Source organism: Acinetobacter sp. YH01005, from assembly GCF_013420465.1.
GTDB classification, from domain to species: Bacteria; Pseudomonadota; Gammaproteobacteria; order Pseudomonadales; family Moraxellaceae; genus Acinetobacter; species Acinetobacter amyesii.
Genome location: NZ_VOYA01000015.1, coordinates 71201 through 83270 on the forward strand (window position 1 = coordinate 71201; position 12070 = coordinate 83270).

The following is a 12070-nucleotide window of genomic DNA, read 5'->3' on the forward strand; positions in this document are numbered from 1 at the left end:
ATAAATGTCTGAAATCATGTATTTCAATTAAAACAGACATCACTCAAAATACCTAGACCAATCTTTGCACGATATATTGAGGAGTCAGACATGTTGCTTCAAGCGCGTTGGGCGAAATTTGCAATTTGTTTGCCTCTGATCGCAGTATTTATATGGTCGTTAAATATTACCGTCACCCGCTATGTAACTGATTATATTTCACCAGTCAGTATCAGTTTTTATCGATGGTTTATTGCATTTTTGATCCTAACCCCCTTTATGCTCAAAACCGTTTGGCAGCAAAGACAGCTTATCGGGCAGCATTGGCAGCAATTGGCTGTGCTGAGTGCTTTTGGCATGGTGTTATATCAAGGCTTGGGCTATACCGCTGCGCATTATACGACGGCGACCAATATGGGCATCATCAATGCCTTTATCCCTGTTTTTACGATTGCCGTTGCATTTTTCATACTGAAAGATGTGCCTAATCGCTATGCCATCTTGGGCTGTGCGATTTCATTTACGGGGCTATTGTTTGTCATTGCGCAAGGAGATTTCAGTCAATTACTGAATATGGGCGGACATTTCGGCGATATCCTCATGATCTTCGCAGTGTTCTTTTATGCCTTTTATGGGGTGTTTTTAAAAAAATGGCAATTGAAACTTCCGCTACTGTTGAGCTTATATGTACAAATTTTCTTTGCCGTTTTATATCACTTGCCATTCGTATTGTATTTAGGCATAGACGCGATTAATCCTGCCAATGCGCCAAGTGTATTTTATGCGGCAATTTTTCCATCACTGATTGCACCGTTGGTATGGATGTTGGCTGTACAACATCTCGGCCCGAATCGCACCAGTATTTTTATGAATTTGATGCCGGTATTTACCGCGATCGTTGCCTATTTCTGGTTGGCTGAGCAGTGGATGTTTTATCATAGTGTCGGCACAGTGATGGCGATTACTGGGGTGATCTTGGCGCAGCGTAAGTAAATCCAGTAAAAAGTTGAAAATTTACGAGAAGTGTTGATTAAAAAATAAGCAAACAAGCTTATTTTTTTTATAGGGCAAATCTTTTGAAAATGGATTTTTGAGTGTAAAACTGAATTAAAAAAACAAATGCTCGTCTTAAAAATCAATCAAAAATAGATACATATTTTGACTAAGTGGTTATAAAATCACAAATAAAGTGCTTATCAGTAGTTTTATTTATATAAAAAATCTATTTGTTAAATTTAAAAAAATATTACATAATACTTTCATCGTAAATGATGAAGTAATTCTTAATAATTACTTGATATTTACCCAGAGATTGTAAGACCCTCTGGATGTGATTTTATACACATCCTTTTTTATGCTCAGCCATCCCTATATGGCTGAGCTTTTTTTTGCCTGTATTTTCCCGAAAGGCAGGTGTAGACAGGTATACGAGCTTATGCGCGGATGATTTCACCTGTTTCAGCATCAATAATTTTACTTGGTTCTTGGCTTAGGCCTAGATCACCATTTAAGTAATTTAGTTCATTGGCAAAATACTGATTGGCTTCTTGTAAGGAACGGGCAGGGGTTAATCCTGCAGGATTGGCGCTGGTAGACACAATAAAGCCATTAAAAGCTTGGCATAAAGCCACACATAAAGAGTGGGTCGTCACACGGACTGCGACTTTTGGATGATTGCCTTTAATCCATGTTGGAATATGGTCACCAGCTGGTAATAACCATGTGGTTGCACGCTCATTGGGTTTACGGTTGGTCCATGTCGCAATGACTTGCTGACGCATATCTTCTGTTAAGCCTTGGAGCAGGTGTTCAACTTGAGCGACATTGGCAGCCAATAAAATCACGCCTTTTTCAATGGGACGTTGTTTTAAGCGCAAAATTTCGAGAAAGGCTTGCTCATTGTAGGGATCACAGCCCAATCCCCAAACAGCCTCTGTAGGATATGCGAGAACCTGACCTTTTTTAAGACAGGAAGCTGCTTCTGCAACAGAGGTGGTAATCATTTCTATAGACCTTATCTGATTCGACAAAGGACTATTGTGAACCTAATTTACCCATTCGACAACGTAGGTAGTGTCCGGCTTGTTGTGTGGCATAGCCCATTAACTCTAATTCCATCAGTTGACTGGTCAATGTCGCGGTATCAATTTTGAGTTGAATGGACAATTGATCAAGGCCTTGGCCGACCCAATCGAGTTGCCGATACAGCGCAATTAAATGTTCTGGGATAGGTTCGGGTGGCGGGGTGTCCGATATTGCTGTTTCGGGTGTCGCTATTTCGGTGGTTGTTAAGGTCTCGGCAGCCTGTGATTGCCACTGTGTGGCTAGTGCCAAGTCTTCAATAACCTGTTGTGGATGATCAATCAAAATTGCACCTTCGCGTATGAGTTGATGGCAACCTTGATGCGACTCACTATAAATATGGCCTGGAATGGCAAAAATAGATTTGCCTTGTTCGGCAGCGCGTTGAGCCGTGATCAGTGAACCACTTTTTAATGCCGCTTCCGCCACGATGACACCAAGGCTGAGCCCACTGACGATACGATTTCGATGTGGAAAATGGTGTTGCAATGGGGGAGTGTGTGGAAGAAACTCACTGATTACGGTTCCCCCATGTTGGATGATTTCTTGTCTTAAACTCTGATGTGCGGTCGGATAAGTTTGATCTAAACCTGTACCCATCACGGCAATGGTTCTGTGGTGTTGTATGGCAGCGCGATGTGCCGCTTCATCAATTCCTTGTGCTAAACCGCTATTAATATAGAACCCTTGCTCACTCAGATAATAAGCAAAATCATAGGCAATTTGTCGACCTTGGGGACTGGGTTTGCGGCTACCAACAATCGCAATTTGGGGTTGCATCAAGGCTTGGGCATTACCTTGCCCAAATAGAATCGGCGGCTTGTCGCTATAAGGTAAAAGTTGTTGTGGATAGTTTAGGTCTTCAGGAATCAGTACAAAGTCACTGTATTGTTCAATATCCTTGAGACATTTTTCAAAGCTAAGCTGTCCACTTGGGCTGTGAAATTCCTCAAAGCGCTTTAAATGATTTTTATGCAGTCCTAATTTTTGCCATGTGGTGATTTGATTAGGCTTAAGGGCGTAGTGTAGGGCAGGATAGTGCTGCTGAATTTTATAGAAACTACGAAGTGAGTGTTGCACCACAAACCACAGGCGAATGTAATCTAAATGCAAGTCAGTCAATGAGTTGAGCATAATGAGACCTTTGAATATGTCTTCTTTTTATGGGTTAAAATTATTAGTGATATCGTTGTTGGATAATAAAAATGAGGCTGTATACAGCCTCATTTTTATGGATTTGGTCTTAGTCATCCATCAGTGGTGGCTGAATCGTTGCACCCACTTTGATTGGTAATTCGCTTTCAAGTACATAAGCATAGCTTAAGTTATCAAATGTTTTGAATACCATGATGTTGCCAATACGTTGTCCTGGAAGTTGAACACGTTCTTTGGTTTTCGGATCAGTCACGATTTCACCTTTTTGGTTCACGCTAAAGACTTGACCAGATTGAACGCCTTGCAAGCTACCACGGTCGATCGTCACCACACTGTGAACCGCTGCAGTACCAATCGAGCCCATGACACGAACAATACTACCGCCAGCAGTGACATTTTCTGCATTGGTTGGATAGAACAGCGTTGGCAGCATTGGGTCATATTCAGGAAGAACACGATCGCCACGACGAACTTCGGCATTATAAGTATCGGTCAGTTCTAAAGTGGTAATGTCATTTTCACCACGAACGGCAACACCTGAAGCGACTTGAGTCAGTTCTAAACCTGCGTTGTATTTTTTGCCGTTTGCATCGGTAAAGATGTACGGTTCGCCTTCACGGTAAACAGCATATCGTTGACCGACTTGCATGCCTTGGCCGCGTGCATAAACTGTTTGGCCTTTGGCAGCTAATACACGTTGATCAGCTGTACCTAAAATGTAAGGTGTGCCTTCCACAGAATCAGCTGCAACAATCATGCTGCGCTCAAGCCATTGCTTAATATATTCCAATGGAATAACCGGAATCGCACTGTTGAGGGATTCAACACGAACTTGTGGTTGAAGTTTAGTGCCACCTGTATAGCGACGAATGATACCTTCACAGCCATCACCTTCATCTTTACCGATGATTGGGCGGCCATTGTAGGTACACATTAATAGGCGGTCACCTGGGAAAATCCAATGCGGATTTTTCACGTGTTTATTGCTCGCCCAGATTTCAGGCCAGCGCACAGGATTTTTTAAGAAACGCTTGGAAATATCCCACAACGTATCGCCTTTTTTCACCACATAAACTTGAGGCGCACCTGCCTTCAATGACGGTGGATTGACGTTACGAGCAGGGGCAGCTTCTGCAACACTGACCATTCCCATCCCCACACTTACACAGACTGTAAGTGCCAATAATTGTTTTTTAAACCCCAAGGCACTAAAAGTTGGCATGCCCTTCAAAACCTTTTTCATTATCATAATTCCTAAAATTATGTATGTAACTGCGTTATAATAACGATATTACACACAATTTTTTGATGAAGCATTCCTTCATTTTGTTTTTTGATCAATGGCATAAGTGAGGACGTCGTATGGCCTTATTACCTATTTTAAGTTTCCCCGATCCCCGTCTTCGTACCATTGCAAAACCAGTCGAAGAAGTTACTGATGAAATTCGTCAGTTAGCAGCCGACATGTTTGAAACTATGTATGAAGCACCGGGAATTGGCCTGGCAGCAACACAGGTAGATCACCATATTCAGCTGATAGTCATGGATTTATCTGAAGAAAAAGATCAACCCATGGTGTTTATTAACCCCAAAATTACGCCATTGACGCAAGAGACGCAGCCCTATGAAGAAGGCTGTTTATCAGTGCCTCAAATATACGATAAAGTTGAGCGCCCGTCACGTGTAAAAATTCAGGCAATTAACCTTGAAGGTCAATCATTTGAAGTGGAAGCGGACGGACTTCTCGCAGTTTGTATCCAACATGAAATGGATCACTTAAATGGTAAGTTGTTCGTCGACTATCTATCGCCTTTGAAACGTCAACGTGCACGTGACAAAGTGGAAAAATTGGTTCGCCAGCGTCAAAAAGATAAAGTCGCAGTTAAACGTTAATTGATCGCGGTTAAAAAATACCTGAGACAAGCCCAATTTCGATTGGGCTTTGTTATACTTGGGGCAGACAAATGTTAGGGTTTACCTGTATTGTTTCGTAGTGGAGTGCTGCTGTCCTTTGCAGCCGTTTTTTTGCAGATTGCTGTTTTTTTACAGCCATTATTGCCCAAGCAATATCAAGTTGCTCCGGTCTGCGAAACCATTACGCGTGCACTTTTACTTCCCAATGTTCATGCTGAACATACCGCACATTCACACCATTCATCTTCCGCTCATGTAGAGCAAGTTCAAGTCGATCATACAGCCCATGAACATGATGCCAGTCATCAATGTCAGTATTGTACGGTCTACGGCAATTTGGTTTTGCCCCCTGAACTTGATGTAAAAGAAGTGCTTGATCGAATTCAAGTTCGTTTAATTGCTTTTCAAAAAGCTTTCAAGCATGTCTGGTTTGTTCTTCAACAACTCTTTTTACTTCCGCAAGGTCGAGCCCCGCCACTCGCTGCATAAATCCGACGTTTTTTAAACTTGGGTCTTTGAGGACTCAGGTACGCCTTTATTTATGTATTTTGTGAGATAAACATGGCTCAGCCTAAATTTTTTCTACAGCCTCTTGCGGCTGCAATTTGTGTTGCCTGCTATTCAACTACAGTGATGGCTGACGAGATGTCCGTAGAGATGACGGGAACCAATGCTGTACAAACTTTAGCACCGATTGTGGTGACATCACATCAGGGTAATGATGCCAATGGCCTGATTGTTCGTGCCAACCCCAAACAGCCGATTCAACCGATACCTGCCAGTGATGGGGCCGATTATTTAAAAAGCATTGTGGGTTTTAGTGCAGTGAAAAGTGGCGCAGGAACCAATGGCGATGTGACGTTTCGTGGCATGTTTGGTTCACGCATTAAAATATTGACCGATGGTACAGAAAATCTCGGGGCTTGTCCGAGTCGTATGGATGCACCGACGTCTTATATTTCCCCTGAAAGTTATGACCGAATTTCAGTGATTAAAGGGCCTCAAACGGTTCAATATGCCAATACAGGTTCTGCTGCAACAGTCTTGTTTGAACGCAAACCTGAACAGTTGGATGCTGATAAAAACTACCGTGGTCAAGCCAGTGTGATGATCGGCTCTTATGGTCGCTTAGATCATAATGTCGAGGCGGCTGTGGGCGATGAACATAAATATGTCCGTCTAAATGCCAGCCGTTCTGTTGCAGACAGTTACCAAGATGGAGATGGCAATACTGTGCCGTCAGACTGGGAGCGTTGGAATACAGATTTGGCACTCGGTTGGAGGCCAAACGAAGATACATGGGTAGAACTTACTGGAGGTAAAGCCGATGGTGAGGCGGTGTACGCGGGCCGTTCAATGGATGGTTCGCAATTTGCCCGTGAAAGCTTGGGGCTTCGAGTCGAGAAAAAGAATGTCACTGAGGTGATTAAGAAAATTGAAGCACAAGTGAACTATAGCTTTAATGATCATGTCATGGATAACTATAGTTTACGTCCTGAACCAATGATGAAAATGGCGACTAATGTTGCTCGTAAAACATTAAACGCTCGTATGGCCGTAACCCATGAATGGGATAGTCTTCAATTTATTACGGGTATCGACAGCCAAAATAACCAACATAGTATTCGTAAAACAGATTCAAAAAATCATATTGTTTATCAAGACCAGCCACATATGACAGACATGAAATATCAGTCTTATGGTGGTTTTGGTGAATTAACCTATCATTTTGATGATCAAAACAGTTTGGTTTCAGGTGTTCGGTTTGATCAAGTCGATGTGAAAGATGAACGACAAGATTCAATTGATCAAGGTTATAACCGTAAATTGGATAAAACCTTAACAAGTGGCTTTATCCGTTTTGAAAATACACATCCTGATCATGATGATGGTAAAACCTATATTGGTTTAGGCTATGTTGAACGTATGCCTGATTATTGGGAGCTTTTTAGCCCGAAACATGGCAATGCAGGTACAGCAAATACCTTTAATGGCGTCGAAACTGAAAAAACCTTGCAGTTAGATGTGGGCTATCAACATGAACATCGGGCATTCAGTTCATGGGCGTCTGCCTATGCGGGACTGATTCAGGACTTTATTTTGATGAGTTACCACGATCATCCAAATACTGGTGGGCATGATCATGGTTCAACCTTTAGCGCGGGTGCGAAAAATGTCGATGCCACCATTGCGGGAGCTGAAGCAGGGATTGGCTATCAATTTAGCGATTATATTCAAGCCGATGTCAGCGCAATGTATGCGTGGGGTAAAAACACCACAGATGGCAAGCCATTACCGCAAATCTCACCTTTAGAAGCGCGTATTAACTTACGATATATCCAAGATAATTATACTTTGGGAGCATTTTGGCGTGTGGTTGATGGGCAAAATCGTATCAGTGCGTACCAAGGCAATATCGTGGGTTATGACCTGAAAGAAAGTGCAGGTTTTGGCACACTGTCTTTAAATGGTACTTATCATATTGATGAGGGTGTAGATGTATCTGTGGGTGTAGATAATCTCCTGAATAAAACCTATACCGAACATCTAAATAAACTGGGTGATGCAGGGACAGGTTTAGCGACCGATCAACAGTTTAATAATATTGGTCGCAATTATTGGGCACGTATTTCGATGAAGTTCTAAGTCCGGACATTTGTCATCCAAAAAGCAGAGCGATCGCTCTGCTTTTTTTATTGGTGCATACTTGCCAGTTGTTTGGCCTTACTTTGATACAGTGCTAAACCGAGTTTTTGAATCGCACGGCCTTTTTGCTGTAATTTTTGATTTAAACTCGGGACATGCTTAGCTTAGCACCTGAATACAGGACGAGATTTCTAGCTAATAAATAATAGGCAAACCATGCGGCGGACTGGGGTTTGAGCCCTAATTTATGCATGCGTTTTTTGCCAATAAAAAATTGTGTCAGCTCCAGATGTTGTCGATAAGCCGGTTTTTGCTGAAGCGGTCGGAGGTATTTGTACTGTCTTTCAAAAGGTTCTTTAGAAAGACTGGCATCGAGAGCCATGCTGCTTGCATCGGATTGGGGGTGTACAAATTGCATCCAATACAGCAGTTTCCAACCGTCAGATTCTTTTGAAATTAACCATTTTTCATCAATACCCATCAACCAGCCGACATAGCGCCAAAAATGCAAAAAGCTTTCAGTTTCTTGTTTTGACGGAAAAATTCCTAAAGCGCGAATGCCCAAAAGTACCACACTGCTAAAGGCAAGATTGGTCATCGCCAAGTCAAATTGATTCATCGGTACCCCCCACGTTGCAAAATCCCAGTCTTTGCCTTTTTGGAGTTGATGCCGTACCAAAGCATGAATAAAACGCACATAAATCGTCGATGTAAATCCTGCATGCAAACGTTCGAGTCCGCGTTCTTCAGTGATATCTACCCACCATTTAGTGGTTTCAGCTAGACGTGTACCGGCTTGTTTATTTAAAGCACCGGTCAGCATGAGTGGCTGATTGAAACCGGGGAAGAGATAACCGACCATGAGTGAAAGGTCTCGCAAAATAAAGCCATTGTTAATCCCGAGTCGATGGGTGAACTCAAGGGCTTGCTGTATTTTTTCTGGCTCTACCCACGGCGGTGTTTGTTCAACATGCTTAAAAAAATGCTCGAGTTCAGGAATAGAAAAGGGAAGCTGCTCGACACCTTTAAATAGAGCGATTTCAAAATATTCACGATGCTGTTTAGGGTTCTGCATCATCCACGTGAGCACTTTTTCCATCTGTGGGTCACCACATTGCAAGGCTTTATTGAGGTCAAGATATTGAGGGTAATTCGGCTGTGCAGCTTGACCCGTCAAATGAGACAGCAGAAAACTCAGCAGATTAGATTGCTGCGTGGCCTGAAATGAAGACAGCCGGGTATTGAAGTGAGTGGTCATGTTTTGATCTTCAATGTTATTGTTTCATACCACACTAATATGAATATTTATTCGCATTCAATTCGCATAACACTATCGCATTGGAGAGCAATAGAATGAGAAAAAGACCACAACAACAACGCGCGAAAATGATCGTGGGAAACATTTTGCAAGCTGCGCAGTTGTGTATTGCAGAACAAGGTTTACTGGAGCTGACGACGCCCAAAATTGCGGAAAAATCTGGCGTGAGCGTTGGGTCAATTTATCAATATTTTGAAAATAAAGAACAAATCGTAGAAGAGTTACTGCTCAGAAAATCAGAACAATTGGGGTTAGCACTAAAAAATATAGTCGTGGAGCAAGAGCTGCACAGTATTTATGAGGTGATCCCACTTTGTATTCAGTTTGGCTTTGATATGTTGAAAGCTGATCGCGGCTTCTTCATTGAAATCTTGAAACATTGGCATCAATACAGTCATTCAGATGCCTCTCAGGTTTTGGAAAAGCATTTTTTTGAAGTTGGGATGTATTTATTTAATCGTTATTATTCACATTGGAACTTTGAAACGCTGAAACATCGCTCTTTTGTGATCATTAACAGTACTTTATTTACCATGATGCGCTATGTGAGCAATAATAGTTTTTTAATTACAGAACAGCAGCTTAAAGTAGAATTATCGAAGATGATTTTGGCGTATTTAGATAGTGAATGACACTTAAAAAATTAAATTTGTCGATTAAAGATGGTATTTAATTCTGATCCAAGATATGTGAAGATAGATTAAAAATAAATCAATAACTTAAGATAATAAATCAGGAACATCATGATGGTTTCTTTGAGTTTGCAGCAACTGTCCAAATCTTTTGCGGGAAAACGTATATTTTCAAATTTAAATTTAGAGTTAAGCGAATTCGGAATAGTCGCTGTTGTTGCTGAGAATGGAGTAGGGAAGTCCACCTTACTTGCGATGATTGCGGGGATGTTGGATTTCGATACAGGCAATATTTTGATTAATGATCAGCAATATGCCCCTCACAACAATGAATACGAGAAACTTGTGGCCTATGTGCCAGATAAAAGCCCTATTTATGATTTTTTACAAGGGCAGGAGTTTCTAAATTTAATGTGTGATATTCGAGGGATAGCGCATGAGCAGTATCAAATCTTCATTGAAAAATTTAAATTAGAACACTATTTAGCCACGCCGTTTGCTGACATGTCTTTTGGCACAACCAAAAAGTTTTTATTGGTTGCAGCCTTAATGACTTCGGCACCTTTACTGATTTTGGATGAACCGAGCAATGGCTTAGATCAAAATGCCTTGGCTGAATTAACAAGTATACTTTTACAGCAGAGCCAATCGAAATTGATTCTATTGTCTTGCCATGATCCAGTATTTAGAGACAGTCTTGCAGCAAAAATCATCGAGCTAGATCGGCTAAAGTCCAATGAGCAGGCGGCATGAATATACAAAGACATGTTGGGCAGCGAACAATCATAAAAACGCTTTTGAAATATCGATGGATATTTTATGTCAAGACCACAGCAGACGCAGTTGCACGGCAAAAGCATTTACTTATTTTAGTCACATTAATTCTCGGGCCAATGCTATTCGGACTGCTCTTATCTTTAGTGCAGCCCATTATTGATTTGGTTTATTGCAAATCGTTAATCACGAATTTGTTTCTTTGGACTGGCTTTCTTGCCTTAAATGTATTTTGGTGTGCGATACAGCGTAAAGCTTTAAGTGGTGGAGAAGGGTATTGCTATCTAGAGCTATTGCCCATCACACTCAAAAGTCGCTTTGCAGTGGAAATCAAATTTTTAGGCAGTTTAAGCTTTTTGATGTTATTGCCATTTGTTTTGGCGCTTCTATATGTTTGGGTTGAGTATGAACTCTTGGCTTCCCTTGGCATCAGTGTATTGATGCTACTTTGGATCTTTAATTTATTAATTATACAAATGCTGTTTTTACAACAGAATCAATATTGGGTTTTAGTGTGTCTTTTGACATATTCGCCCATTTTGAGCCTTGCGATATTGGACGCTCAACTCGTTGCGGTGTTGTTATCTACATTCATCTGTATAGCGGCAATAAAATTCTGGCTGCTCGGTAGGAAATCAAAACCAATAAAGCTGCAAGTACCTAACGTATTTGTGATACAGAAATATAGCCCACTCTGGCTCAATCAGAATAAATTAATTATTCGTCAGGCATTTCATAAAAGATTTCTAACCCACCGTATTGTCAGTATCGGTATTTCGGTTACAGCGGTCGTGATTTTGTATTGGTTCGCCACACAGGCGGATACTTGGAACATCATGAGCCTTGATTTCACCGCTTCACAATTATTCCAATTGATGTGTGCTGTCTATATTGCACTGAGTTTATTCAATCTAGGCGTGATCAAAATGGACCTAAAATCAAATTTTGAATCTGCAGAGCGATTCTGGATCATTCAAGGGTTCACACTTTGGCAGCTCAGGAAATACGAATACTGTGTTTTATTGATAATTGGCTTGTTGATGAGTGTTCCAGTTTTGGTCTGGCTACTGCTGAAAGGTGGATTGGTTGATGTGCTATTGATGGCGACATTATTTGGTATCGCCATTCCATTTATTCAGTGGTTGTATAGAAAACCTGAAGAAGTGCACGGTGTTATGCCAGTTTTAATGTTTATCTTATGGGTGCCTGTGGCGTATTGCATGCTTTCTGTACGCTAAAAACACTTTTTTAAGTAAAAAACACTGATTTAGTAGAATAAATAAACAAACGTAATGAAAAATTAAAAATAAATGGAAAAGGGTGTTGCAACGGATGTGAAATGCTGTAGAATGCACATCCATCGGCGGTGATGAAGATTAAAACTTCTGATAAAACAATGACTTGGTTGAATTGATTAAGTTGGGTTTTAGAAAAAAAAGTTTAAAAATAATTTGAATTACCGGTTGACTCTTTAGAAATAAAGAGTAATATAGCCGACCTAGCTTGCTGGTGACGAACCAACAAGAAGATCATTAAGAGATTATGAAGAACAACTTGTGTGGATTTTTAC

Annotated in this window: 10 protein-coding genes and 1 pseudogene; 7 read left to right on the plus strand and 4 right to left on the minus strand. The window is 41.1% G+C overall.

What is annotated here, in order from left to right; translation table 11 throughout:
• The first annotated feature begins 90 nt into the window (after positions 1-90).
• Positions 91-972, plus strand: a complete 882-nt coding sequence (locus FTT72_RS11620; protein WP_180010747.1) for a DMT family transporter — start codon at positions 91-93, stop codon at positions 970-972.
• 440 nt (positions 973-1412) lie between these two features.
• On the opposite strand, the gene FTT72_RS11625 is transcribed toward FTT72_RS11620, so the two are convergent.
• The 3 genes from FTT72_RS11625 to FTT72_RS11635 all read right to left on the minus strand — a co-directional run bounded on the left by FTT72_RS11625 (position 1413) and on the right by FTT72_RS11635 (position 4459).
• A complete protein-coding gene (locus tag FTT72_RS11625; RefSeq protein ID WP_111885874.1) occupies positions 1413-1982 on the minus strand; it encodes an L-threonylcarbamoyladenylate synthase in 570 nt (189 codons plus the stop codon).
• 31 nt (positions 1983-2013) lie between these two features.
• Positions 2014-3195, minus strand: coding sequence for a DNA-processing protein DprA (gene dprA / locus FTT72_RS11630; RefSeq protein WP_180178416.1), 1182 nt, complete (start codon positions 3193-3195; stop codon positions 2014-2016).
• Between the two features lie 109 nt (positions 3196-3304).
• Positions 3305-4459, minus strand: a complete 1155-nt coding sequence (locus FTT72_RS11635; protein WP_078191460.1) for a LysM peptidoglycan-binding domain-containing protein — start codon at positions 4457-4459, stop codon at positions 3305-3307.
• Positions 4460-4578: 119 nt separating this feature from the next.
• Between FTT72_RS11635 and def the strand changes: the two genes are divergently transcribed.
• From def to FTT72_RS11650, 3 genes are all read left to right on the plus strand, one after another.
• Positions 4579-5109 (plus strand): peptide deformylase, encoded by a 531-nt coding sequence (def, locus tag FTT72_RS11640; protein WP_078191459.1) that lies wholly within the window; start codon positions 4579-4581, stop codon positions 5107-5109.
• A 90-nt stretch (positions 5110-5199) separates the two neighbouring features.
• Entirely contained in the window at positions 5200-5619 is a 420-nt protein-coding gene (locus FTT72_RS11645) for a DUF2946 family protein (RefSeq protein WP_180035144.1), read from the plus strand.
• A 72-nt stretch (positions 5620-5691) separates the two neighbouring features.
• Entirely contained in the window at positions 5692-7776 is a 2085-nt protein-coding gene (locus FTT72_RS11650) for a TonB-dependent copper receptor (protein WP_180178417.1), read from the plus strand.
• Positions 7777-7823: 47 nt separating this feature from the next.
• On the opposite strand, the pseudogene FTT72_RS11655 reads toward FTT72_RS11650, so the two are convergent.
• Positions 7824-9034: pseudogene (locus tag FTT72_RS11655) on the minus strand (oxygenase MpaB family protein).
• Positions 9035-9129: 95 nt separating this feature from the next.
• Here FTT72_RS11655 and FTT72_RS11660 point away from each other — a divergent pair.
• The 3 genes from FTT72_RS11660 (at position 9130) to FTT72_RS11670 (ending at position 11738) form a co-directional block, all read left to right on the plus strand.
• The gene (locus tag FTT72_RS11660) at positions 9130-9726 is read left to right on the plus strand and encodes a TetR/AcrR family transcriptional regulator (protein WP_180005328.1); all 597 of its coding nucleotides are present in this window, start codon (positions 9130-9132) and stop codon (positions 9724-9726) included.
• Positions 9727-9837: 111 nt separating this feature from the next.
• Positions 9838-10479, plus strand: coding sequence for an ABC transporter ATP-binding protein (locus FTT72_RS11665; RefSeq protein ID WP_180178418.1), 642 nt, complete (start codon positions 9838-9840; stop codon positions 10477-10479).
• Positions 10476-11738 (plus strand): hypothetical protein, encoded by a 1263-nt coding sequence (locus tag FTT72_RS11670; protein WP_180178419.1) that lies wholly within the window; start codon positions 10476-10478, stop codon positions 11736-11738. Before FTT72_RS11665 ends, FTT72_RS11670 begins: the two co-directional genes overlap by 4 nt.
• Positions 11739-12070 lie beyond the last annotated feature (332 nt).

Bases quoted from the DNA above. Each gene is read 5' to 3' on its own strand.
- FTT72_RS11620 (WP_180010747.1), top strand. From the start codon at position 91: ATGTTGCTTCAAGCGCGTTGGGCGAAATTTGCAATTTGTTTGCCTCTG.
- FTT72_RS11625 (WP_111885874.1), bottom strand. From the start codon at position 1,982: ATGATTACCACCTCTGTTGCAGAAGCAGCTTCCTGTCTTAAAAAAGGT.
- dprA (WP_180178416.1), bottom strand. From the start codon at position 3,195: ATGCTCAACTCATTGACTGACTTGCATTTAGATTACATTCGCCTGTGG.
- FTT72_RS11635 (WP_078191460.1), bottom strand. From the start codon at position 4,459: ATGAAAAAGGTTTTGAAGGGCATGCCAACTTTTAGTGCCTTGGGGTTT.
- def (WP_078191459.1), top strand. From the start codon at position 4,579: ATGGCCTTATTACCTATTTTAAGTTTCCCCGATCCCCGTCTTCGTACC.
- FTT72_RS11650 (WP_180178417.1), top strand. From the start codon at position 5,692: ATGGCTCAGCCTAAATTTTTTCTACAGCCTCTTGCGGCTGCAATTTGT.
- FTT72_RS11660 (WP_180005328.1), top strand. From the start codon at position 9,130: ATGAGAAAAAGACCACAACAACAACGCGCGAAAATGATCGTGGGAAAC.
- FTT72_RS11665 (WP_180178418.1), top strand. From the start codon at position 9,838: ATGATGGTTTCTTTGAGTTTGCAGCAACTGTCCAAATCTTTTGCGGGA.
- FTT72_RS11670 (WP_180178419.1), top strand. From the start codon at position 10,476: ATGAATATACAAAGACATGTTGGGCAGCGAACAATCATAAAAACGCTT.